The sequence below is a fragment of the Micromonospora sp. NPDC005305 genome, from assembly GCF_040607315.1.
GTDB lineage: Bacteria > Actinomycetota > Actinomycetes > Mycobacteriales > Micromonosporaceae > Micromonospora.
The window spans coordinates 29907-53639 of sequence record NZ_JBEXGL010000027.1 but is presented as its reverse complement, the minus strand read 5'-3'; the positions used below and the strand labels follow the sequence as shown (position 1 = coordinate 53639).

Genomic DNA, 23733 nt, shown 5'->3' with positions numbered 1-23733 from the left:
AACAAAGGTGGGATGTCGCATGTACCCCCCGACCGAGCGGACCACCGCCACCCGCATGCGGGCCCGGATGAGCTATGACGAAGCCGCCGCGCACGCCGTGCTGGACGAGGCGTACCACTGCGCGCTCGGGTTCACCGTGGACGGCGAGCCGCGCGTCCTGCCCACCCTGCACGTGCGAATCGGCGACACCCTGTACCTGCACGGCTCCACCGGGAGCCGGCCGCTGCTCACTGCCCGCGACGACGCCGGCCTGCCCGTCTGTGTCGCGGTCACGCTGCTCGACGGGCTGGTCTTCGCCCGGTCCCAGTTCAACCACAGCGCCAACTACCGGTCGGTGGTGGCACACGGCACCGCCCGCCTGGTGACCGACGAGCGGGAGAAGCTGGACGTGCTCACCGCGCTGGTGGAGAAGGTGGCCGCCGGGCGCAGCACGGACAGCCGCCCGCCGAGCCGGCGCGAGCTGGCCGAGACCGCCGTGCTGGCGCTGCCGCTGCGCGAGGTGTCGGTCCGCGCCCGGGCTGCCGGGGCCGGCGACGATCCCGCCGACCTGCACCTGCCGCACTGGGCGGGGGTGGTGCCGCTGCGGCTCACCGCGGGCGTGCCGGAGTCGGCCGCCGGGGTCACCGCGCCCGTGCCGGCGTACCTGCGGCCGGCCGCGTCGCCCTGGCTGGAGCCGGTGGTGCTGCGCGGCGAGCACGTCGTGCTGGAGCCCCTCGACGAGTCGCACGCCGAGGAGCTGTACGCCGCCCTCGACGACGAGGAGGTCTGGCGCCACGTCGGCAGCCCGCGCCCGGGCGGCGCCGAGGAGATGGCCGGCCAGATCCGGTCCGCGCTCGACGCCCACCGGCGCGGCGTGCGGATGCCCTGGGTGCAGCGCTGCGCGGTGACCGGGGCCGTGGTGGGCACCACCTCCTACTACCAGCCCGACGCGGAGCTGCGGACCGTCGAGATCGGCGGCACCCAGCTCGGCCGGCCCTGGTGGCGGACCGGGATCAACACCGAGGCCAAGCTGCTGCTGCTCACCCGGGCCTTCGAGGAACTCGACGCCGTCCGGGTCACCTGGCAGACCAGCTCGCTCAACGAGCGCTCGCAGCGGGCCATCGAACGGCTCGGCGCCGTCCGGGAGGGGACGCTGCGGGCCAACCGGCGGCGCGCCGACGGCACCTGGCGGGAGTCGGCGCTCTACTCGATGCTCGCCTCGGAGTGGCCAAACGCACAGGCCACGCTGCGGGAACGACTTCGCTCGGCGGCACCCGTGGCGTCATGATGACCGGCGTGCTGGGGATCACCGACATCGGGACGTACGTGCTGGGCACCGTGGCCATCGTGCTGCTGCCCGGGCCGAACTCGCTCTTCGTGCTGTCCACGGCGGCGCGCCGCGGGGTGGCGGCCGGCTACCGGGCCGCCGGGGGCGTGTTCGTCGGCGACTCGGTGCTGATGATCCTCTCCGCCGCCGGGGTGGCGTCGCTGCTCAAGGCGTACCCGGCGCTCTTCCTGGTGATCAAGTACGCGGGCGCCGCGTACCTCGGGTGGCTGGGGTTGACCATGCTGCGCGGCGCCTGGCGGCGCTGGCGCGACCGCAACGACCCCGCCACGCCGCGGCTCATCGACGCGGCGGAACCCGCGGCGGTGCGCGACCCGTTCCGGCGGGCGCTGGTGATCAGCCTGCTCAACCCGAAGGCGATCCTCTTCTTCATCTCGTTCTTCATCCAGTTCGTCGACCCCGGCTACGCCTGGCCGGCGCTGTCGTTCCTGCTGCTCGGGCTGATCGCGCAGGTGACCAGCGCGCTCTACCTGACCGCGCTGATCCTCACCGGCACGTTCCTGGCCGCCCAGTTCCACCGCCGGCGGCGGCTCGCCGCGACCGGCACCACGGCCATCGCCGTGCTCTTCCTCGGCTTCAGCCTCAAGCTCGCCACCGCCTCGGTCTGAGGACGGCGCGCCGGCGTCAGGTGCCGTCGCCGCCCCCGCCGCCGCCCACGCCCGCGCCGCCCGCGGTGCCGCCCAGGCCGTAGCCGGGGGCGACCGGCTCGTCGGGCGGGCGGCTCACGTGCGCCGACTCGCGGATCCTGGCGGACCAGTCGGCGTTCGAGGCGGCCGAGGCGTGCCGGTCGATGGCGTGCCGCAGCCAGCCGTCCACGATGGCCACCCAGTCCCGCCGGTCGGCCCCCGCGTGCCAGACCCGGAACCGGCTGATGCTCTGGTGGGTCACCCCGGCCAGGGAGAGCCGGCGGTCCATCCAGAGCAGCACCTCCAGCCCCGCCGCATTCGTCACGAAGATCACCTCCAGTTCGGTGATCGGGCCGGCGTAGAGCGGGGCCACCCAGAACCCCAGCCGCTGGTGGAGCGGGAGCGCCTGGTCCACCCCGGGCAGCCGCCCGTGCTGGAGCCCGGCCTGCCGCATGGCGAAGCCGAGGGTGTCCAGCGCGACGAGGATGTGCTGCTGGGTCGGCAGCGGATGGACGAGGACCGGCACCATGGCCCCCTGGTCCAGGTCCGGGTCGACGGACACCTCCGTACGCAACCCGGTGCGCAGGCTCATCAGCGGCACCCCGCCGAACATGGTCACCGGGGTCTCCCACGGCAGCGGCATCGCGAAGTCGACGGCCCGCCGCCGCCCGGCCGGCACCACGAACCGGCCGGCGATCGGCACCTGGTGGTACTGCAGCAACCGGTGCGGCGACTCGGGGTCCTCCGGCTCGACCTGCGCGACCAGCCCGAGCCGGATGTGCCGGACGGCGACGTCGCCGCCGCCGGCGGCCAGCGTGACCCGGCCGGGGAGGCGCAGGCCGGGGCGGGTGCTCGGGTTGGGCAGCGTGGTGCTCACCGACAGCCCGGTCCACACGGACTCCGACGACACCCCGGTCAGCCGCATGCCGCGAGCATTCCCCCTGCCCGCTCCCCCATGCGCCCGGCCGCGCCGATCCGGGTGCGCCTGTTGTCGCCGGGACGACGACAAACGCACCCGAAGCAGCCGGTGGGGACGGGAAACGCGGCGTCAGCGCATCCGGCGGCCGCGCGGCACCGGGTCGGTCTCGTCGTCGAACTCGCCGATGACCTCCTCGAGGAGGTCCTCCAGCGCGACGAAGCCGATCGGCCGGGTCGGGCCGCCGCCGTTGCGCACCAGCGCCAGCTGGGCCTGCCGGCCCCGCATGGCGGCCACCGCCTCGGTGACCGACGCCTCGCCGGGCAGGGTGAACGCCGGCGTCATCAGGTCCTCGGCGGTCGCCGGCCGGCCGGTGGTGACCGCGCGGACCGCCTCGCGGACGTGGACCAGGCCGCAGACCTCGCCGCCGGTGTCGACGACGGCGAGCCGGGACCGGCCGCTGTCGCGGGAGACCTGCTCGATCCGCTCGGCGGCGTCGTCCCGGCGGACCGTGACGATCCGGTCGAACGGCTCCATCACCTGCGCCACGGTGGTGCCCTGCAACTCCAGCATGCTGGTCAGCATCTGGTGCTGCTCGGCGCCGAGCAGCCCGTGCTCGCGGGACTGCTCCAGCAGGATGCGCAGCTCGTCCGGGCCGTGCACCTGGGCGAGCTGGTCCTGCTGCCGGACGCCGACCAGCCGCAGCACGGCGTTGGCCAGCGCGTTGAGCGCGGACAGCACCGGACGGGCGACCCGGGCGAAGGCCCGGAACGGCAGCGCCAGCAGCATGGCCGAACGCTCCGCGTCGGTGATCGCCCAGGACTTCGGGGCCATCTCGCCGACCACCAGGTGCAGGAACGTCACCAGCGCCAGGGCGAAGAGCAGCCCGACCAGGTGGCTGACCGCGTCCGGCAGCCCGACCGCGTGCAGCAACGGGCTGAGCAGGTGCTCGATGGCCGGCTCGGCCAGCGCGCCGAGGCCCAGGGTGCACAGGGTGATGCCGAGCTGGGCGCCGGCCAGCATGAGGCTCAGCTCGCGGACGCCGTCCAGCGCCGCGCGGGCCGCCCGGCCACCGCCCGCCGCCGCCTGCTCCAGGCGGTACCGCTTGGACGCGACCAGCGCGAACTCGGCCGCCACGAAGAAGCCGTTGAGCGCCAGGAGCACCACGGAGAAGAAGAGCGCGAACCCGGGGCTCATGCGGCCTCCTCCCCGTGCGCGGCGGCCGTCGTGCGGAGGCGGACGGAGTCGGCCACGTGCCGGTCCACGGCGAGCACCTCGACCAGGGCGCGCGGCCCGGCGTCCGGCTCGTCGCCGTCGACGGCGAGCGCGATCTCCAGCCGGTCACCCACCTCGGGCACCCGGCCCAACTCGCGCATGACCAGGCCGGAGAGCGTGTCGTACTCGGGCGCCTCGGGCAGCGCGATGCCGGTGCTGTCGGCCACCTCGTCGATCCGCCAGCGGGCCGGCACCACCCAGGAACCGTCCTCCTGCCGGGCGGGAGCCCGCTCCGGCGGGTCGTCCTCGTCGCGGATCGGCCCGACCAACTCCTCGGCGATGTCCTCCAGCGTGATCACGCCGGCGAAGCCGCCGTACTCGTCGACCACGCAGGCGAGCTGGCGGTGCCCGACCCGGAGCCGGTCCAGCACCGTCGGCAGCGGCAACGTCTCCGGCACCAGCAACGGGGGTACGGCCACCGCGGCGACCCGGGTGCTCGCCCGCTCGGCCGGCGGCACCCCGAGCACGTCGGCGATGCCGACCACGCCGACGAGGTCGTCGACGCCCTCGGCGCCGCGCACCGGGAACCGGGAGTGGCCCGTGTCGAGCAGCTCGACGACCCGGCTGACCGGCTCGTCGGCCCGTACGGTGTGCACGTCGACGCGGGGGACCATGGCCTCCCCGGCGGACAACTCCCGGAAGTCGAGCCCCCGGTCGAGCAGGTCGGACATCTCGGCGTCGAGGTGCCCCTCCTCCCGGGACTCGGCGATGATCTGCTCCAGGTCCTCCGGGGTGGCGCCGCTGGGCAGCTCCTCGATGGGCTCGATGCCGACCCGGCGGAGCAGCCGCACGGCGGCCCGGTCGAAGAGGGTGATCACCGGTCCGGCGATCCGCAGGTACATGAGGGTGGACCCGGCGAGCGCCCGGGCGAGCGGCACGGCGCGGGCGATGGCCAGGTTCTTCGGGGCCAGCTCGCCGAGGACCATCTGCACCACGGTGGCGATGAGCAGGGCGAGCACCACCGACAGCGGAAGGGCCAGCCCGCTGGAGAGCCCGGCGACGCCGAGCAGGTCGGCCAGCCCGGCGCCCAGGTACGGCTCGGCGGCGTAACCGACCAGCAGGGCGGTGACGGTGATGCCGAGCTGGGCGCCGGAGAGCATGAACGAGAGCCGGCTGGTCACCTCCAGGGCCCGGGCGGCGGCACGGTCGCCGCCGTCGGCCAGCTGCTTGAGCTTGCCCCGGTCCACGGCGACGTAACCGAACTCCTGAGCCACGAAGTAACCGGTCGCGGCGGTGAGCACGATGATGAGGACGAGTCCGACGAGGATCAGCACGGGAGGGTCAGGGCTCCCGGGGCCGTCGGGTCCAGAGGTTGCCGGGCACGACCCGGCTGGCTACTGCTGCCCTCCTGGGCAGACGAGTCGATCATGCCGCCATTTTATCGGCGGCGACTGGACGTTCGCTGAGGGTGCCGGAAGCCTCCCCGCTGTCCGGTTCACCGGCCGGACAGCTCGTCGACGTCCAGCAGCTTCCGGTCGACCCGCCCGGCGCGGTAGGCGGCCCGGCCGATCATCTGCGCGGCGACCGGCGCGGTGGCCAGCTGGAAGACCGCCACCAGCGCGATCATGCCGAGGTCCGACGGCGTACGCAGGCGCAGCGCGAGGCCCACGAGGAGCAGCAGCACGCCGAGCACCTGCGGCTTGGTGGCGGCGTGCATCCGGGCCAGCACGTCCGGGAAGCGCAGCACGCCGATCCCGGCGACCAGGCTGAGCAGCGCCCCGCCCAGCAGGAAGACCCCACCGACCCAGTCCGCGACCGCGCTCACTGCACTGCCTTCGTTCGCGACTGCGGGGCTCGCAGACCCGGCTCACTCCTCGCGCTCACACTTCCTCCCGGGCCGCGAAGCGGACCAGCGACACCGAGCCGACGAAGCCGAGCAGGGACAGCACCACGAGCACGGGCAGTGTGGTGGCGTGCCCGTTCACCGCCGCCTCCGCACCCACGGCGCCGAGCATGGTGGAGAGCAGCAGGTCGGCGCCGACGACCCGGTCGAGCAGGGACGGGCCGCGGTAGATCCGGGCCAGGGCGAGCAGCGCGGTGACCGAGAGCAGCACGGTCAGCGCGAGGGCGAGGAGCGCGGTCACGGGTGATCCCTCCGATCGACGGGTTCGAGACTGAGCTGGCGTACCTCGGCGGGGGAGCCCACGGCGCGGACGATGCGCCGTTCGACGGCGAGGATCCGCTTCCGGCTGGCGGTCAGGTCCTCCGGGCGGCGGACGTCGAGGACGTGCACGTAGAGCACCCCGCGGTCGCGGTCCACGTCGAGGATCAGGGTCCCGGGCACCAGGGAGATCACCTCGGCGGTGAGCGCCAGGTTGAGGTCGGTGCGCACCCGCAGCGGCACCGCGATGATCGCGCCGCGGGGGCGGAAGCCGGGGCGCACCGCGACGGCGGCGACGTGCAGGCTGGCGGTGACCAGTTCGCCGACGAAGGTGACCGCGAGGACCAGCAGCGCGCCGGGGCGCAGCCGCCCGCCGAAGGTGACCGGCGGGAGCGGGAAGAAGAGCAGCACGGCCGCGCCGATCACCAGGCCGGCGAGCAGGTTGCCCCAGGACAGGTCGCCCCAGAGCAGCACCCAGATGGCGACCAGCCAGCCGAGCGCGACGGCCTGGTCGCGCCGCCGCCCGCCCCGGCCCACGGGGGGCACGGGGGCGTCGGGCGCCGGGGCGGCCGGTGGCGGGCCGCCCGGCGGTTCCCCACCGCCGGCCGCCCGCCCCGGCGGGAGGCCGTCGGTCACGGCAGGACCGCCCGGACGTACGGGGTGCGCTGGCGCAGGTCGGTCGCGGCGTCCGCGGTGACCCGGAACAGCGGCCCGGCGGCCAGGGTGAGCACCAGCCCGAGCAGCACGAGGGCCGCGGTGGCCCCGACCATCAGCCTGGGCAGCCGTACGGGCGGGCCGGCGGTGACCAGCCGGGGCGCCCGCCAGAACGCGATGTTCCACACCCGGGAGGCGGCGTAGAGGGTGAGCAGGCTGGTCAGGGTGCCCGCCCCGACGAGCACGGCGGGCAGCGCCCCGCCGGCCGCCACGCCGGCCTGGAGCAGGCCGAGCTTGCCCAGGAAGCCGGAGAACGGCGGGATGCCCGCCAGGTTCATGGCCGGGACGAAGAAGAGCACGGCGAGCAGCGGGGCGATCCGGGCCAGCCCGCCGAGGCGGCGCAGGTCGGTGCTGCCGGCGCGCTGCTCGACCAGGCCGGCGACCAGGAAGAGGGTGGTCTGGATGGTGATGTGGTGCACCACGTAGAAGATCGCCCCGGCCAGGCCCGCGACGCTGCTCAACGCCACCCCGAAGATCATGTAGCCGATGTGGCTGACCAGGGTGAAGGAGAAGAGCCGCTTCATGTCGGACTGCGCCGCCGCGCCGAGGATGCCGACCACCATGGTCAGCCCGGCCACCACCATGAGCAGGCCGGACACCTGGCCGCCGGGGAAGAGCAGCGTCTCGGTGCGGATGATCGCGTACACGCCGACCTTGGTGAGCAGGCCGGCGAACACCGCGGTAACCGGGGCGGGCGCGGTCGGGTAGCTGTCCGGCAGCCACGCGGAGACCGGGAACACGGCCGCCTTGATGCCGAACGCGAGCAACAGGGTGAGCTGCAACGCCAGGCGTACGGCGGGCGGCAGGGCGTCCAGCCGGCCGGCGAGCTGCGCCATGTTGAGGGTGCCGGTGGCCGCGTACACGAGCCCCACCGCGGCCAGGAAGATCATCGACGACAGGACGCTGACCACCACGTACGTCGAGCCGGTGCGGATCCGCACCTCCGTGCCACCGAGGGTGATCAGCACGAAGCTCGCGGCCAGCAGGATCTCGAAGCCGACGAACAGGTTGAACAGGTCCCCGGCGAGGAAGGCGTTGGTCACGCCGGCGGTCAGCACCAGGTAGGTCGGGTGGTAGATGCTCACCGGCGCGGTCTCGCCGGACTCGCCCCGCCCCTGGCCGATCGAGTAGAGCAGCACGCAGAGGGTGACCGCCGAGGAGACCACGAGCATCAGCGCGGCCAACTGGTCGGCGACCAGCACGATGCCGACCGGGGGCGGCCAGCCGCCCACCCGCACCACCACGGGCCCGTGCCGGTACGCCTCGACCAATAGCACCACCGCCACGAGCAGGGTCGTGGTCAGCCCGATCACGCTGACCGACCGCTGCAACCGGGGCCGGTTGGTGAGGATCAGGGTGAGCGCCGCGCCGAGCAGCGGCACCACCACGGGCAGCGGCACCAGGGCGGGCGTCATCGTTGTTCTCCCCGCCGGCGGAGGCGGCGCAGCGCCGGCTCCGGGTCCACCTGCTCCGGGTCGTTGTCCGGCCCCTCGCCGCCGAGGTCCGCGGTGGGCACCTCGTTGCGCTCGGCGAGCCGGACGATCTGCCGGTCCTCCAGGTCGTCCTGCACCTCGTCGTCGCCGGACAGGTACCAGCTCCGGTAGGCGACGGCGAGCAGGAACGCGGTCAGCCCGAACGTGATCACCACGGCGGTGAGCACCATGGCCTGCGGCAGCGCGTCGCTCATCGCCGGGGCCGGCGCGGCGCCCACCAGCGGGGCGGCCCCGGACCGGCCGCCGAGCAGGATCAGCAGGTTCACCCCGTTGCCGAGCAGGATGACGCCGAGCAGGATCCGGGTCAGGCTCCGCTCCAGCAGCAGCGTGACCCCGGTGGCCACGAGCACGCCGACAGCGATCACCAGCACCAGGGTCGGCCCCGCCGCGCCCCGGCTCACCGCGGCACCCCCGGCCGGGACGCTGGCGGCGCCCTCACGGCGCCTCCCCCTCGCGCTGCACGGCCAGCCCGCCGGCCGGCTCGCCGGCCGCCTCGACGTGCCGGTCCACCTCGGCGCCGAGGCTGCGCAGGATGTCCAGCACCAGCCCAACCACGACGAGATAGACGCCGATGTCGAAGAAGAGCGACGTGACCAGGTAGAAGTGGCCGACCAGCGGCAGCCAGAGGTTGACCTTCACGCTCTCCAGCACCTGGCCGGCGACGAGCAGCCCGAGCGCGCCGCCGCCGACCGAGACGGCCAGGCCCGCGCCGAGCACGGTGCCGGCGCCGACCGGCGCCGCCTCGGCCAGCTCGTACCGGCCGCCGGCCAGGTAGCGGACCGTCAGCGCGAGCCCGGCGACCAGCCCGCCGGAGAAGCCGCCGCCCGGGGAGTTGTGCCCGGAGAAGAGCAGGAACAGCGAGAAGAGCAGCACCGTGTGGAAGATCAGCCGGGTGACCACCTCGAAGACGATCGAGCGGCGGCGCTCGTGCAGGGTCGCCCCGCCGCGCAGCCAGACCGTCCGCCGGTCGCGGCGGGACCGGACCGGGGCGGGTCGGCGCGGCCGGGGCCCGGTGCGGGACCGCTCGAAGATCAGGCTGGCCACCCCGGTCGCGGTCACCACCAGCACGGCGATCTCCCCCATGGTGTCCCAGGCCCGGATGTCGACCAGGGTCACGTTGACCACGTTGCGGCCGTACCCCTGCGCCACGGCCAGGTCGGGGAACGCCGCCGAGATCGACGGGGTACGCCGCGCGCCCGCCGCGGCCAGCGCCAGGCCAGCCATGACCACGCCGGCGGCCACCCCGATGCCCCGGCGCACCCAGCGGCTGCGGCGCAGCGGGCGGGCCGAGAAGCGTTCCGGCAGCCGGCGCAGCACCAGCACGAAGACGGCGATGGTGGCGGTCTCCACGAGGAACTGGGTGAGCGCCACGTCGGGCGCGCCGTAGAGGACGAACATCATGGCGGTGCCGTAGCCGGTGACGCCCACCAGCAGCATGGCGGTGAGCCGGCGCCGGGCGCCCAGCGCGAGCAGCGCGGCCACCGCGATCACCACGCAGACCACGAGCTGGGTCGGGTTGTCCCAGACGGCGATCTCGGTGCGCCACGGCCGGGTGGCCAGCATGGCGCCGCCGGGCACCAGCACGAGGACGACGAGCACGGTGCCCAGGTACTGCGGTAGGGCGCCGCGCTGGGTCGCGCCGGTGACCTCGATGGCGAACCGGTCGAACCGGTGCGTGATCCACTCGTACCCCTGGTTGCCGCTGACCGGCGCGCGGAGCCGCGCCAGCGCCGGGGTGAGCGGGCCGCGGACCAGGTGCAGCACGACCCCGCCGGCGAGCACCACGGCGGAGAGGCCGAGCGCCGCGGTGGGGCCGTGCCAGAGCGCCAGTTTCTCCTCGACCGGGCCGAACAGCTCGGCGTACGGGCGGAGCAGCCCGCCCAGCCAGCCGGCGGCCGGACCGGCGGCGAGCCCGGCGACGGCGAGCAGGGCCGGGGGTACGAGCATCGCGGCGGGCGGGCGCTCCACGTCGGTCACGGGCACGCCGGGCCGGGTCGCGAACGCGCCCCAGAGGAACCGGATGCTGTACGCGACGGTCAGCGCGCTCCCGGCCACCAGCACGGCGAGCACCACCGGCCGCCCGGTGAACGCGCCGAGCACCGCCTCCTTCGCCACGAAGCCGAGCAGCGGCGGCACTCCGGCCATCGAGGCGGCGGCCAGCGCGGCGACCGTGGTGAGCACCGGGGCGCTCCGTCCCACGCCGGACAGGTCGCGCAGATCCCGGCTGCCGGCGCTGTGGTCGAGGATGCCGACGACGAGGAACAGCGCCGCCTTGAACAGCGCGTGCGCCAGCAGCATGGCGACGCCGGCGAGGGCCGCCTTCGGGGTGCCCGCGCCGAGCACCACGGTGAGCAGGCCGAGCTGGCTGACCGTCCCGTACGCCAGCAGCAGCTTGAGGTCGGTCTGCCGCAGCGCCGCCCAGCCCCCGGCGACCAGGGTGACCAGCCCGGCGACCACGGTGACCGGACGCCACGGCCCGGCCGGCGCGAGCGCCGGGCCGAGCAGCCCGATGAGGAACACCCCGGCCTTCACCATGGCCGCCGCGTGCAGGTACGCGCTGACCGGGGTGGGCGCCGCCATCGCCACCGGCAGCCACGAGGTGAAGGGGAACACCGCAGACTTCGCGAGCGCGCCGGCGAGGACGAGCAGCACGGCGACCACGAGGTAGCCGCCGCCGGGCAGCGGCGCGGCCGTCACGACGGACCAGCGGTAGCTGCCGACGTGGTGGCCAAACAGCAGGAAGCCGACCAGCATGGCCAGCCCGCCCAGGGTGGTGACGGTCAGGGCCTGGGCGGCGGCCCACCGGCTGGACCGCCGCTCGGTGCTGTGACCGATCAGCAGGTAGGAGAAGACAGTGGTCAACTCCCAGAAGACGTAGAGCAGCAGCAGGTCGTCGGAGACGACCAGGCCGAGCATCGCCCCGGCGAAGGCCACCATGACGGCCGCGAACCGGGCCAGGCCCGCCGAGCCGGCATGGAAGTAGCGGGCGGAGTAGACCAGCACCAGCGCGCCCACGCCGCCGACCAGCAGCAGCATCAGCCAGGACAGCGTGGTGACCCGCAGCGCCACGTCGAGCTGGAGCTCGGGGACCCACGGGTACGTCTCGACGACCGCCCCGCCCCCACGGACCGCCCCGGTGTGCGCCACCGCCCACGCGAAGGTGGCGGCCGGGGCGAGCGCGAGCAGCAGGCAGGCGCGGGGGCCCCACCGGCGGACCAGCAGCGGGGCGGACAGGGCCGCCACCAGGTGCAGGATCAGCAGGACGAGCACGCGCACTCCCGGTCGAGGTGACAGCGCGCCGAGGCACGCTGCGGCCACGACCGATCAGACGCCACATTCCCGCCCGACCGGGCGGTTTTCGGGAAACCGGCCCGGTGGCCGGCGCCCAGGTCAGCGCAGGGCGGGGTCGGGGGCGGAACGGTCCCGGCGGGGCGTCTCGACGAGCAGGTCGGGACGGCCGAGCTGGCGGACCGCCTTGTTGACCACCCGCTGGGCGGCCGCCAGGGAGCGCACCGGCAGCAGCTTGCCGCGGCTTTCCCGGCGGAGCACGAAATAGTGCACGGCGGCGCGGACGAGCCCCCGGTCGGCGGCGCTGGAGTGGGCGGTGGCGACGACCAGCTCACGCAGGCAGCGGGCCAGCTCCTCGGCCAGCTCCAGCTCGGGGCCGTGCAGGCCGGTGCGCAGTGTGGCGAGGTGACTGTCGACCTTGCGGATGAGCACGTCGGTGCCGGACCCGGACCCTCGCCCCTGCACGGTCATCCAAGCCCCTCCACCCCACGCTGCGTTGCGAGTGAAGTTACTTTATGTTGCGCGCTGCAAGCAAGCAGTTAAGTAAGACTTAACGCATCCAAGGCCGCATCCGTCGCGTAAAGCCCCGTCCCGGACAGATCAGCGTCCGGCGCGGACCGGTTGTCGCACGGTGGGGGCAGGATAGAGGGCGTGGCGGACGAGGTGACCCGGGGCGCGGCGGTCCTGGCGGGGTTCGGCGCGGCGACCCGGGAGTGGTTCGCCGCGGCCTTCGCGGCGCCCACCGCCGCCCAGGAAGGCGCCTGGCGGTCCGTCGCCGCCGGCCGCAACGCGCTGGTCGTCGCCCCGACCGGCTCCGGCAAGACCCTCGCGGCGTTCCTCTGGTCGCTCGACCGGCTGGCCAAGGAGCCGGCGCCCGCCGAGGCACGGCACCGCTGCCGGGTCCTCTACGTCAGCCCGCTCAAGGCGCTCGCCGTCGACGTCGAGCGCAACCTGCGCGCCCCGCTCACCGGCATCCGGCAGGCCGCCACCCGGCTCGGCATCACCCCGCCCGACATCACCGTGGGCATGCGCACCGGCGACACCCCCGCCGACGAGCGGCGGGCCTTCGCCCGGACCCCGCCGGACATCCTCATCACCACGCCCGAGTCGCTGTTCCTGCTGCTCACCTCCGCGGCCCGCGACTCGCTGCGCGGGGTCCGCACGGTGATCATCGACGAGGTGCACGCGGTCGCCGGGACGAAGCGCGGCGCCCACCTGGCGCTCTCCCTGGAACGCCTCGACGCGCTGCTGGAGACCCCGGCGCAGCGGATCGGGCTCTCCGCCACCGTCCGGCCGATCGACGTCTGCGCCCGCTTCCTCGGCGGCGCCCGCCCGGTCGACGTGGTGCAGCCGCCCACCAGCAAGACCATCGAGGTCAGCGTCCAGGTCCCGGTCGAGGACATGACCCGCCTCGACGAGCAGGAGCCGCCGGAGGACGCCCTGGGCGGGATCGGGCCGCGCCGGGCGTCGATCTGGCCCGCCGTCGAGGAGCGGGTCTTCTCGCTGATCCGGTCGCACCGGTCGACCATCGTCTTCACCAACTCGCGGCGCAGCGCCGAGCGGCTCTGCGCCCGGCTCAACGAGCTGGCCGCCGAGGAACTCGAGGCGGCGGCCGCCCCGGACGGCGGGCGCGTGGCCCGGGGCGGGGAGCCGGTGCGCGTATCCGAGCTGCTGCCCGGGGGCGACGGCCCGGCGGCCGACGACGTCGGTCCGGGGGACGACCTCGCCCCCGCGACCGGCGACGGCGGCCCGGGGGGCGGCCCCGACCTGGCGGCCGGCGGCTTCGGTCCGGGGCCGCGGCGTGGTGCCGACGCGTTCGGCGGGCCGGTCGGGCCGCTGCGCGCGCCCCGACAGCCGGCCGAGGTGATGGCGCAGTCCGGGGCGGCGGCCGGGGCGCCGCCGGTGATCGCCCGCGCCCACCACGGCAGCGTCTCCCGCGAGGAGCGCAAGCACATCGAGGAGGCGCTCAAGTCCGGGCAGCTCCCGGCCGTGGTCGCCACCTCCAGCCTGGAGCTGGGCATCGACATGGGCGCGGTCGACCTGGTCGTGCAGATCGAGGCACCGCCGAGCGTCGCCGCCGGCCTGCAACGCGTCGGCCGGGCCGGGCACCAGGTCGGCGCGGTCTCCCAGGGCGTGGTCTTCCCGAAGCACCGCGGCGACCTGCTCTCCTGCACGGTGGTCGCCGAGCGGATGGGCGTCGGCGCGATCGAGGAGCTGCACTACCCGCGCAACCCGCTCGACGTGCTGGCCCAGCAGATCGTGGCGATGGTGGCCCTGGAGCCGTGGCGGCTGGGCGACCTGGCCGTGCTGGTCCGCCGCGCCGCGCCCTTCGCCGAGCTGCCCGACTCGGCGCTGCACGCGGTTCTCGACATGCTGTCCGGGCGTTACCCGTCGACCGCCTTCGCCGAGCTGCGCCCCCGGCTGGTCTGGGACCGGGCCGCCGACGTGCTCACCGGCCGGCCCGGCGCGCAGCGGCTCGCCGTCACCAGCGGCGGCACCATCCCCGACCGCGGACTGTTCGGGGTCTTCCTGGCCGGCGCCGAGCGGGCCGCCCGGGTGGGCGAGCTGGACGAGGAGATGGTCTACGAGTCCCGGGTCGGTGACGTGTTCCTGCTCGGCTCGTCGTCCTGGCGGATCGAGGAGATCACCCCCGACCGGGTGCTGGTCTCCCCCGCGCCCGGGCAGGCCGCCCGGATGCCGTTCTGGAAGGGCGACCAGCTCGGCCGCCCGGTGGAGCTGGGCCGGGCCATCGGCGCGCGGGTCCGGGCGCTGCTGCGGCAGTCCGACGCCGACGCGGTGGCCGCGCTGCGCGCGGGCGGGCTGGACGACTGGGCCGCCGGCAATCTGATGACCTACCTGCGCGAGCAGAAGGAGGCCACCCGGTCGCTGCCCGACGACCGCACGGTGGTGGTCGAGCGGTTCCGCGACGAGCTGGGCGACTGGCGGCTCGCCGTGCACTCGGTGCTCGGCACCCGGGTCAACGGTCCGTGGGCGCTGGCCATCGGCCGGCGGCTCGCGGAGCGCTACGGGGTGGACGCCCAGGTGATGCCCTCCGACGACGGCATCGTGGTCCGGCTGCCCGACACCGCCGAGGAGCCGCCCGGCGCCGACGTGGTGGTCTTCGACCCGGAGGAGATCGCCCAGCTCGTCGAGGAGTCGGTGGGCACGTCTGCGCTGTTCGCCTCCCGGTTCCGCGAATGCGCGGCCCGGTCCCTGCTGCTGCCCCGCCGCGACCCGCGCCGCCGCCAGCCGCTCTGGCAGCAGCGCCAGCGCGCCGCGCAACTCCTCGACGTGGCCCGCGAGTACGCCGACTTCCCGGTCACGCTGGAGGCCGCCCGGGAGTGCCTCCAGGACGTCTTCGACCAGCCGGCGCTGGCCGAGCTGATGCGGGACCTGGGCGCCCGCAAGGTCCGCCTGGTCGAGGTGGAGTCCGAGCGCCCGTCGCCGTTCGCCCGCTCACTCCTGTTCGGCTACGTGGGCGCGTTCCTCTACGAGGGCGACGCGCCGCTGGCCGAGCGGCGGGCCGCCGCCCTGGCCCTCGACTCCGGGCTTCTCGGTGAGCTGCTCGGCCGGGTCGACCTGCGGGAGCTGCTCGACCCCGCGGTGCTGGCCGAGACCGAGCGGCAACTGCGCTGGCGCACCGAGCAGCGCCGCGCCCGCGACGCCGAGGACGTGGTCGAGCTGCTCCGGGTGGTCGGCGACCTGAGCGAGGCGGAGCTGGCCGAACGGGGCGTACCGGCCGGGTGGCTGGGCGAGCTGGAGGCGGCCCGACGGGTGCTGCGGGTCCGGATCGCCGGGGAGGACCGCTGGGTGGTCGTCGAGGACGCGGCCCGGCTGCGCGACGCGCTCGGCGTGGCGCTGCCCGTCGGGGTGGCCGAGGCGTACCTGGAGCCGGTGGCCGACCCGCTCGGCGACCTGGTGGCCCGCTACGCCCGCACCCACGGCCCGTTCGCGGCGGCCACCTGCGCCGCCCGGTTCGGGCTCGGGGTGTTCGTCGTCGAGCAGGCGCTGCGCCGGCTCGCCGCCACCGGCCGGGTCGTCTCCGGCGAGTTCGCCCCGGACAGCGTCGGCACCCAGTGGTGCGACGCAGAGGTGTTGCGGATGCTGCGCCGCCGGTCCCTCGCCGCGCTGCGCCGGGAGATCGAGCCGGTGCCGCCCCGGGCGCTCGCCGCGTTCCTGCCCCGCTGGCAGCAGGTGGGCTCCTCGGCCCGGGGCGTCGAGGCGGTCGCCGCCACCGTGGAGCAGTTGCAGGGCGCGGCCGTGCCGGCGTCCGCGCTGGAACGTCTCGTGCTGCCCGCCCGCATCGCCGACTACTCCCCCGCCCAGCTCGACGAGCTCTGCGCCAGCGGGGAGGTGGTCTGGGCCGGATCCGGGGCGATCTCCGGCGGCGACGGCTGGGTCACCCTCGCCTACGCCGACGTCGCGCCGCTGCTGCTGCCCCCGCCGGACGAGGCGCTGGCCGTCACCCCGCTGCACGAGGCCGTGCTCGACGCGCTCGCCGACGGGCAGGCGCTGTTCTTCCGCTCCCTGTCCGACCGGGTCGGCTCCACCGACGACACCGCCCTGACGTCCGCCGTGTGGGACCTGGTCTGGGCCGGCCATCTCACCAACGACACCCTGGCCCCGCTCCGGGCGGCCCTCGGCGGCGGCGGGGCGCACCGGAGCCGGCCGACCGCCCCGCGCACCCGCTACCGCCGCCCCGGCCGGGTGGCGCTGCCCAGCCGCGGCGGCCCACCCACCGTGGCCGGCCGCTGGTCCCGGCTGCCCGAGCGCGACCTCGACCCCACCCGGCGGGCCGCCGCCCTCGCCGACCTGCTGCTCGAACGGCACGGCGTGGTCACCCGGGGCGCCGTCATGGCCGAGCAGGTGACCGGCGGCTTCGCGGCGGTCTACCCGGTGCTCTCCGCGCTCGAGGAACGCGGGGCGGCCCGGCGCGGGTACTTCGTCGAAGGGCTGGGCGCGGCCCAGTTCGCCGTGCCCGGCGCCGTCGACCGCATCCGCGCCCTCGCCGACCCCGACGACAGTCGAGGCCGCGGCGGACCCACCGTGGTGCTCGCCGCCACCGACCCGGCCAACCCCTACGGCGCGGCCCTGCCCTGGCCCGACCGGGTGGTCGACTCCGGCGACGGGGCGACCCCGGCCACCGGGCACCGGGCCGGACGCAAGGCCGGGGCCCTCGTCGTGCTCGTCGGCGGCGACCTCGTGCTCTACGTCGAGCGGGGCGGGCGGACCATCCTCTCCTTCACCGACGACACCGACGCGCTGGCCGCGGCCGGCAAGGCACTCGCCGACGCGGTGCACTCCGGCGCGCTCGGCGCGATCTCCGTGGAACGCGCCGACGGCGAGGCCGTGAACTCCTCGCCGCTGCGCGACGCGCTCACCGCGGCCGGCTTCCGCGCCACCCCCCGCGGCCTCCGCCTCCGCGGCTGACCACCGACGCCCCACCGGAACGTGCGCCGCCGTCGGACGTCGGCGGTCCGGCGGGTCACAGCCGACGTCGGAGTCGCCCTGCCGGTCACCGCGCCGGCCGGTCAGCGTCAGCGTCAGCGTCAGCGTCAGCGTCAGCGACCTTGGACGGAAGTGGCCCCTATAGGGGCCGTTTGGTACCAAGATCTTGTCGATGTTCCGGGACGTGGACGGGGGCTCCCGAGTAGTGGGAGCCGGGCGGGCGGGAGGGCAAGCGGCGGCGGGAGGCGCGGTGGCTCGGAGGAGGGCCTGCGCCGGCTCGACGGGCGTTTGCTCGGAGGAGGCCGGCGCCGGCTCGACGGAGGTGGCTCACCGTCGGGCGCCGCTCGACCGCGTCGGGCCTGATGGGTGGCGCCGAGCCGGCACGGGACGGACCGTGCGGACACGCTCGCTAGGGTGTGCCGCACACGACGAGGAGGGACGGATGGCCTCGATCCAGGTACGACCCGCCGGACCCGGCGACCATGCCGACCTCGCGGCCCTGCACCAACGGGAGTGGGGCGGCCCGTACGTGGTGGTCCACGACACCCGCTACGACCTGCGGGAACTGCCCACCCTGGTGGCCTTGGACGGGGCGGGCGGCTTCGCCGGGGCGCTGGTGCACCGCGCCGCCGGCGGCGGGCTGGAGGTGGTCAGCCTGGCCGCGACGACCCCGGGCAACGGCGCGGGCAGCGCCCTCATGGCCGCCGCCGAGGTGGTCGCCACGGCGGCCGGGGCGGACCGGCTCTGGCTGGTCACCACCAACGACAACCTTCGGGCGCTGCGCTTCTATCAGCGCCGGGGGATGCGGATCGTGGCGGTGGACGCGGGCGCGGTGGACCGGGCGCGGGCCGTCAAGCCGACCATCCCGTACCTGGGTGAGGACGACATCCCGCTCCACGATGAGCTGCGGCTGGAGCGGCGGCTCCCGGCACCGGCGGCCGGCTCGTGACGAGGCTCGACGGCGGGCCGGCCGGCGGCCCCTGGATCTCGCTGACCACCGACTACGGCCTGGCCGACGGGTTCGTGGCGGCCTGCCACGGGGTGCTCGCCCGGCTCGCCCCGGCCGCCCGGGTGATCGACGTGACCCACCTGGTGCCGCCGGCCGACGTACGCCGGGGCGCGGCGGTGCTCGCCCAGGCCGTGCCATACCTGCCGGTGGGGGTGCACGTGGCCGTGGTCGACCCGGGTGTGGGCACGGCACGGCGGGGTGTCGCCCTGGCCACCCCGGGCGGGCTGCTGGTCGGCCCGGACAACGGGCTGCTGCTGGACGCCGCCGAAGCGCTCGGCGGGATCACCGGGGCGGTCGAGCTGACCAGTCCGGCCTGGCTCGCCCCGGAGGTCTCCCGCACCTTCCACGGGCGGGACGTGTTCGCGCCGGTCGCCGCGCGGCTGGCGCTCGGCGCGCCGCTGGCCGGGGCGGGCCCGGCCGTGGACCCGGCGACGCTGGTCCGCCTGCCGGCGCCGGTGGTCCGCGCCGACGACGCGGGCTTCACCGCCGAGGTGCTGACCGTCGACCACTTCGGCAACGTCCAACTGGCTGCCCCCGGCGCGCTGCTGGGCGGGCTGCCGGAGCGGGTACGGGTGGCCGGCCGCCTGGCGGTGCGTGGGCACACCTTCGGTGACGCCCCGGCCGGCGGGCTGGTCGCGTACGTGGACTCGGCCGGGCTGGTGGCGCTCGCCGTCAACAACGGCCGCGCGGTCGACCTGCTCGGCGTACGACCCGGCGACGTGGTGACGGTCACCGGCGACTGACCCGGCCAGCCCTGCGAATCCCGCCGAGCGAGGGAGGATGGAGGGGTGCCCGAAGGCGACACCGTCTGGAACACCGCCCGCGTCCTCCAGCGCGCCCTGGCCGGCGCCCGGCTCACCGGCTCCGACTTCCGCGTGCCGCAGCTCGCCCCGACCGACCTGACCGGCTGGACCGTCCGCGAATCGACCAGCCGGGGCAAACACCTGCTGCTCCGGCTCACCGCGCCCCCCGGCGCCCCCGCGCGAGCCACCGCCGCGCCGCCTGACGGGGGCGGGCGGGACTGGACCCTGCACTCGCATCTGCGGATGGACGGCGCCTGGCGCGCGTACGCACCGGGCGAGCGGTGGGCGGCCCGGCCCGCGCACCTGATCCGGGTGGTGCTCCGGTCCCCCGGCGCGGTGGCGGTGGGCTACCACCTGCACGAGCTGGCCCTGATCCCGACCGCCGAGGAGGAGTCGCTGGTCGGCCACCTTGGCCCGGACCTGCTCGGCACGGACTGGGACCCGGACGAGGCGGTGCGCCGGCTGTCGGCCCACCCGGACGAGACGATCGGGGAGGCGCTGCTGGACCAGCGCAACCTGGCCGGGGTGGGCAACCTCTACAAGTGTGAGGTGCTGTTCCTGCGCGGGGTCAACCCGTGGGCGCCGGTCCGCGCGGTGCCGGACCTGCCGGGCACGGTCACGCTCGCGCAGCGGCTGCTCGCCGCGAACCGGGGCCGCTGGGCGCAGAGCACCACCGGGTCGCTGCACCGCGGCCAGACCAGCTACGTCTACGGCCGCCGGGCCCAGCCGTGCCGGCGCTGCGGCACGGCGATCCGCAAGGAGGAGCTGGGCGAGCGGGTGACGTACTGGTGCCCCGCCTGCCAGCCGGCCCGGTGAGCGGGATGACCCGTGGAACTTCCACGAACCACCCAAGATCGCCCGAGATAGGGACGATTGGGTAGTTCCCTCCCGCACCTTCGGCGTCGCATGCTGCGGTGGAGTGCTCACCGATCGTCAGCAGCGCGTACGCCCGCCACGTCGGGGTGACGGCAGGCGCGCCCCGACCCCGGGGAGAGCCATGGTGCTGTTCCGCAGACTCCGGCCGGGATGGACGGACCGGTTCGCCCGGACCGCCGAGGACCACGCGCCGACGGTGCCCGCCGCCCGCGCCGCCGAGGAGGAGACCGGCCCCACCCCGGCCAGTCTCGACCCGGCCGCCGTGCCGCGCCTGTTCGGCCCGGTGCCGAACTTCGCCGCGAGCCCGCTGCCCACGCTCGACCGGGACGGCCGGCCGGTGCCCGGCACCGGCATCCGCAAGTTCGTCGACCCGCTGCCGGTGCCCGGCCCGCTGGCCACCGCCGGGCTCGGCGCCCGCCTGCCCGTCGCGGTCCCCGACACGATCACCTGGCCGGGCTGCGACTACTACGAGATCGGCCTCCAGGAGTACGCGCAACGCCTGCACCGGGACCTGCCGGCCACCCGGCTGCGCGGCTACCGCCAGCTCAACCTCGGCACCGACGCGGCCGGCCACAACACGGTGGTCCCGCCGGACCGGCCCTGGCACCTCGGCCCGATGATCGTGGCCCGGCGCGGCCGGCCGGTGCGGGTCAAGTTCATCAACCAGCTGCCCACCGGCCGGGCCGGCGAACTGTTCCTGCCGGTCGACGAGACGGTCGACGGGGCCGGGACGGGCCCGCTGGACGGGCCTGCGCCGTACCCGCAGAACCGGGCGGTGCCGCACCTGGCCGGGGCGCAGACGGCGTGGATCAGCGCCGGCAACCCGTGGCAGTGGATCACCCCGGCCGGCGAGATCACCCCGTACCCGACGGGGGTGGGGGTGACCGTGGTGCCGGACATGCCGCCGCCCGGCGCGGGCGCCACCACGTTGTACTTCCCCAACGAGCAGAGCGGCCGGCTCATGTGGCTGCACGACAACACGCTGGGCCTGTCGCGGCTCACCGTCTACTCGGGGCAGCTCGCGCTCTACCTGCTGACCGACCCGGCCGAGGAGCGGCTGGTCGACGACGGGGTGCTTCCCGCCGACCAGCTGCCCCTGGTGATCGAGGACAAGACCTTCGTGCCGGACGACGCCCAGCTCGCCGCCCAGGATCCCACCTGGGACCGGGACCGCTGGGGCGCGAAGGGCAGCCTCTGGCACCCGCACGTCTACCAGCCCCGGCAGAATCCCTACCGGAGCACCGGCGGGAACCCGACCGGCCGCTGGGACTACGGCCCGTGGACGCACGACCCGGACGGCGGGGCCAGCCCCTGGGTCGCCCCGGTGCCGAACCCGCACCACGACCCGGTCGCCGAGCCCGACGAGCCGCCCCTCGCGCCGGGCGTGCCGCACCCGTCGGCCGTGCCCGAGGCGTACGGGGACACCCCGCTGGTCAACGGGGTGGCCTACCCGTACCTGGAGGTCGCGCCACGGGCGTACCGGTTCCGGATCCTCAACGCCTGCCCGGATCGCACGCTGAACCTCCAGCTCTACCGGGCCCGCTCGGACCAGCCGATGTGGACCGAGACCGGCGCGCCGGGCGACCCGCGCGCCGGCGAGGTGCCGATGGTCGACGCGGTCCGGGCGGCCGGGCGGCCGGCGCACTGGCCGGCCGACGGGCGCGAGGGCGGGGTGCCCGATCCGGCCGCCGCCGGTCCGGAGCTGATCCAGATCGGCAACGAGGGTGGCCTCCTGCCCGCCCCCGTGGTGCTGCCCCACCGCCCGGTCGGCTACCGGTACGACCGCCAGGACCCCACGGCGCTCAACGTGGACGGGCACACCCTGCTGCTCGCCCCCGGCGAACGGGCCGACGTGGTGGTCGACTTCGCGACCGTCCCGCCGGGCAGCACCCTGATCCTCTACAACGACTGCCCGGCGCCGCTGCCCCGGTTCGACCCCCGCTACGACCACCACACCGACGCATCCGAGCGCACCTCCACCGGTGGCCTCCCCGCCGCGCACCCCGGCTACGGCCCGAACACGCGTACCCTCCTCCAGATCCGGGTGACCGGGACGCCGGCCGCGCCGTACGACCGGGACCGGCTCGCCGCCCGGCTGCCCGGCGCGTACGCGGAGAGCCAGCGACCGCCGATCGTGCCGCAGCCGGCCTACGACGCGGCCTTCGGCACCCGCACCCCCGGCGCGACGCTGGTGCCGGCGCGCGCCACCTCGGTCACCTTCACCCCGGCCGGCGCGGCCGCCCCGGTCACGCTGCCGCTGGCCGTGAAGTCGGTCGGGCAGGTCTTCGAGTCCCGGCACGGCCGGGCGGTGGGGCGGCTCGGGGTGGCCCACCCGAACGCCGGGCAGCGGACCCCGCCCACCCTGCCGCTCGGCCCGGTCGACCCGGCGACCGAGGTGCTGTACACGACCGACCCGACCGTGCCGGTGGGCGGGCTGGCCGACGGCACCCAGCTGTGGCGCATCGTCGGCGACGCACCCCGCACCCACCCGGTGCACGTCGAGGGCTGCGACGTGCAACTGGTCAACCGGGTCGGCTGGGACGGCACGGTCCGCCCGCCGGACGCCAACGAGCTGGGCTGGAAGGACACCGTCCGGGTGAACCCGCGGGAGGACGTGATCGTGGCGCTGCGCCCGGTCCCGCCCAGCCTCCCTTTCAAGATCGGCGACAGCGTCCGCCTGCTCGACCCGACCCGGCCGGCCGGCGCCCGGCTGGACGCCAGCCCGGTCAGCCCGGTCGACGGGCGGCCCGCCGCAGTGGTCAACCAGCTGGTCAACCTGGGCTGGGAGTACCGCTGGCAGAGCCGCTCGGCGGGACTACGCGACCAGGGCATGAGCCGGCCGCTCGTGCTGCGGGTGGCGCCCAAGGCGCCGACCGGGCTGACCGCGACCCCGGCGCCCGGCTCGGCCACCGCGCTGCCGGCCATCGGACTGACCTGGACCGGCAACGGCAGCCGCCCGCCGGCCACCAGCCACCGGCTCCAACGCGCCACCGACGCGGCCTTCACGGCCGGGCTCACCGAGATCACGGTGGCCGCCGCGGCCACCCGGTACACCGACGCGACCGTCACCCCGGGCGTCACCTACCACTACCGGATCCGGGCCGAGAACGCGGTGAGCTGCTCGGCCTGGTCGAACAGCATCCCCTCCTCGGTGCAGCTCACGGCACCGGCCAAGCTGGCCGCCGCGATCCCGCCGGCCGCCCCGCTGCGGATCGCGTTGCGCTGGTCGAACCGCTCCTTCGCCACCGGGGTGGACGTGCAGCGGGCCACCAACCCGACGTTCACGAGCGGGCCGGGGACCACGGCCATCGCCGTGGGCGAGGCGCACCTCGACCCGGTGGTCGCCCCGGACACCACCTACTACTACCGGGTCCGCACCACGTACCTGGGCGCGGCGTCACCCTGGTCGACGGTGGCCACGGTGACGACGCCGCCCCGGCCCGGGATGCCGGCCGGGGTGCTCGCCACCGCCACGGCGCCCGCCCCGGACACCGCCACGGTGATCCTGAGCTGGTCGGCCAGCACGCCCACGGGGGCGGGCGCCAGCTTCGTGGTGCAGCGGGCGACCGACGCCGCCTTCACCCACGACCTGGCCACGTTCAGCGTGACCGGCCGCGGCTTCACGAACACGGGCCTGACCCGAGGCGCGACCTACCACTACCGCATCCGCTCGGTCAACGTCGTCGGCACCTCACCCTGGACCACCCCCACCCAGGTGATCACCCCCGAGTAGCCCCCAGTCCGTGTTGATCAAGGAGTTTGCGTCAGGAACCCACCGGTTCCTGACGCAAAAAACGTTTTGAAAGCCGGCAAATGGGGGGGTGAGGGGGTGGGGGGGGGGGGGTGGGGGGTGGGGAGGT

Annotated in this window: 17 protein-coding genes; 7 read left to right on the top strand and 10 right to left on the bottom strand. The window is 75.5% G+C overall.

Features of this window, described 5'->3' with window-relative positions:
• Positions 1-19: 19 nt before the first annotated feature.
• Positions 20-1267, top strand: coding sequence for a bifunctional pyridoxamine 5'-phosphate oxidase family protein/GNAT family N-acetyltransferase (locus tag ABZS80_RS29470; protein ID WP_355060923.1), 1248 nt, complete (start codon positions 20-22; stop codon positions 1265-1267).
• Positions 1264-1932 (top strand): leucine efflux protein LeuE, encoded by a 669-nt coding sequence (gene leuE / locus ABZS80_RS29465; RefSeq protein ID WP_355060921.1) that lies wholly within the window; start codon positions 1264-1266, stop codon positions 1930-1932. The genes ABZS80_RS29470 and leuE overlap by 4 nt, the downstream gene beginning before the upstream one ends.
• Before the next feature lie 16 nt (positions 1933-1948).
• Here the strand turns inward: leuE and ABZS80_RS29460 are convergent, their stop codons facing one another.
• From ABZS80_RS29460 to ABZS80_RS29415, 10 genes are all read right to left on the bottom strand, one after another.
• The gene (locus ABZS80_RS29460) at positions 1949-2875 is read right to left on the bottom strand and encodes a sporulation protein (RefSeq protein WP_355060919.1); all 927 of its coding nucleotides are present in this window, start codon (positions 2873-2875) and stop codon (positions 1949-1951) included.
• A gap of 123 nt (positions 2876-2998) precedes the next feature.
• Complete coding sequence (locus ABZS80_RS29455; RefSeq protein WP_355060917.1) at positions 2999-4063, bottom strand: hemolysin family protein; 1065 nt, start codon at positions 4061-4063, stop codon at positions 2999-3001.
• Positions 4060-5415: a hemolysin family protein gene (locus ABZS80_RS29450; protein WP_355060916.1), complete on the bottom strand. Its 1356-nt coding sequence runs from the start codon at positions 5413-5415 to the stop codon at positions 4060-4062. Before ABZS80_RS29450 ends, ABZS80_RS29455 begins: the two co-directional genes overlap by 4 nt.
• Positions 5416-5576: 161 nt before the next feature.
• Positions 5577-5906 (bottom strand): monovalent cation/H(+) antiporter subunit G, encoded by a 330-nt coding sequence (gene mnhG / locus ABZS80_RS29445; RefSeq protein ID WP_355060914.1) that lies wholly within the window; start codon positions 5904-5906, stop codon positions 5577-5579.
• Between the two features lie 55 nt (positions 5907-5961).
• Positions 5962-6225: a monovalent cation/H+ antiporter complex subunit F gene (locus ABZS80_RS29440; protein ID WP_355060912.1), complete on the bottom strand. Its 264-nt coding sequence runs from the start codon at positions 6223-6225 to the stop codon at positions 5962-5964.
• Positions 6222-6878, bottom strand: coding sequence for a Na+/H+ antiporter subunit E (locus tag ABZS80_RS29435; RefSeq protein WP_355060910.1), 657 nt, complete (start codon positions 6876-6878; stop codon positions 6222-6224). The genes ABZS80_RS29440 and ABZS80_RS29435 overlap by 4 nt, the downstream gene beginning before the upstream one ends.
• Positions 6875-8371: a Na+/H+ antiporter subunit D gene (locus ABZS80_RS29430; RefSeq protein ID WP_355060908.1), complete on the bottom strand. Its 1497-nt coding sequence runs from the start codon at positions 8369-8371 to the stop codon at positions 6875-6877. Before ABZS80_RS29430 ends, ABZS80_RS29435 begins: the two co-directional genes overlap by 4 nt.
• Complete coding sequence (locus ABZS80_RS29425; protein ID WP_355060906.1) at positions 8368-8850, bottom strand: Na(+)/H(+) antiporter subunit C; 483 nt, start codon at positions 8848-8850, stop codon at positions 8368-8370. Before ABZS80_RS29425 ends, ABZS80_RS29430 begins: the two co-directional genes overlap by 4 nt.
• 34 nt (positions 8851-8884) lie before the next feature.
• The gene (locus tag ABZS80_RS29420; protein WP_355060904.1) at positions 8885-11719 is read right to left on the bottom strand and encodes a Na+/H+ antiporter subunit A; all 2835 of its coding nucleotides are present in this window, start codon (positions 11717-11719) and stop codon (positions 8885-8887) included.
• A 120-nt stretch (positions 11720-11839) separates the two neighbouring features.
• On the bottom strand, positions 11840-12208 hold the full coding sequence (locus ABZS80_RS29415; RefSeq protein ID WP_355060902.1) for a hypothetical protein: 369 nt from the start codon (positions 12206-12208) through the stop codon (positions 11840-11842).
• A gap of 180 nt (positions 12209-12388) precedes the next feature.
• On the opposite strand from ABZS80_RS29415, the gene ABZS80_RS29410 reads away from it, so the two are divergent.
• The 5 genes from ABZS80_RS29410 (at position 12389) to ABZS80_RS29390 (ending at position 23606) form a co-directional block, all read left to right on the top strand.
• Positions 12389-17167 carry a DEAD/DEAH box helicase gene (locus ABZS80_RS29410; protein ID WP_355060900.1) on the top strand — a complete coding sequence of 1593 codons (4779 nt, stop codon included), beginning with the start codon at positions 12389-12391 and terminating at the stop codon, positions 17165-17167.
• Between the two features lie 460 nt (positions 17168-17627).
• On the top strand, positions 17628-18134 hold the full coding sequence (locus tag ABZS80_RS29405) for a GNAT family N-acetyltransferase (protein ID WP_355060899.1): 507 nt from the start codon (positions 17628-17630) through the stop codon (positions 18132-18134).
• Positions 18131-18937 (top strand): SAM-dependent chlorinase/fluorinase, encoded by an 807-nt coding sequence (locus ABZS80_RS29400; protein ID WP_355060897.1) that lies wholly within the window; start codon positions 18131-18133, stop codon positions 18935-18937. Before ABZS80_RS29405 ends, ABZS80_RS29400 begins: the two co-directional genes overlap by 4 nt.
• Before the next feature lie 45 nt (positions 18938-18982).
• Positions 18983-19813: a zinc finger domain-containing protein gene (locus tag ABZS80_RS29395; RefSeq protein WP_355060895.1), complete on the top strand. Its 831-nt coding sequence runs from the start codon at positions 18983-18985 to the stop codon at positions 19811-19813.
• Between the two features lie 181 nt (positions 19814-19994).
• Positions 19995-23606: a multicopper oxidase domain-containing protein gene (locus ABZS80_RS29390; RefSeq protein WP_355060894.1), complete on the top strand. Its 3612-nt coding sequence runs from the start codon at positions 19995-19997 to the stop codon at positions 23604-23606.
• The last annotated feature ends 127 nt before the right edge of the window (positions 23607-23733 follow it).

Excerpts from the sequence above, each read along its gene's own strand:
- ABZS80_RS29460 (WP_355060919.1), bottom strand. The coding sequence starts at position 2,875 with ATGCGGCTGACCGGGGTGTCGTCGGAGTCCGTGTGGACCGGGCTGTCG.
- ABZS80_RS29405 (WP_355060899.1), top strand. The coding sequence starts at position 17,628 with ATGGCCTCGATCCAGGTACGACCCGCCGGACCCGGCGACCATGCCGAC.
- ABZS80_RS29390 (WP_355060894.1), top strand. The coding sequence starts at position 19,995 with ATGGTGCTGTTCCGCAGACTCCGGCCGGGATGGACGGACCGGTTCGCC.
- leuE (WP_355060921.1), top strand. The coding sequence starts at position 1,264 with ATGATGACCGGCGTGCTGGGGATCACCGACATCGGGACGTACGTGCTG.
- ABZS80_RS29455 (WP_355060917.1), bottom strand. The coding sequence starts at position 4,063 with ATGAGCCCCGGGTTCGCGCTCTTCTTCTCCGTGGTGCTCCTGGCGCTC.
- ABZS80_RS29430 (WP_355060908.1), bottom strand. The coding sequence starts at position 8,371 with ATGACGCCCGCCCTGGTGCCGCTGCCCGTGGTGGTGCCGCTGCTCGGC.
- ABZS80_RS29470 (WP_355060923.1), top strand. The coding sequence starts at position 20 with ATGTACCCCCCGACCGAGCGGACCACCGCCACCCGCATGCGGGCCCGG.
- ABZS80_RS29415 (WP_355060902.1), bottom strand. The coding sequence starts at position 12,208 with ATGACCGTGCAGGGGCGAGGGTCCGGGTCCGGCACCGACGTGCTCATC.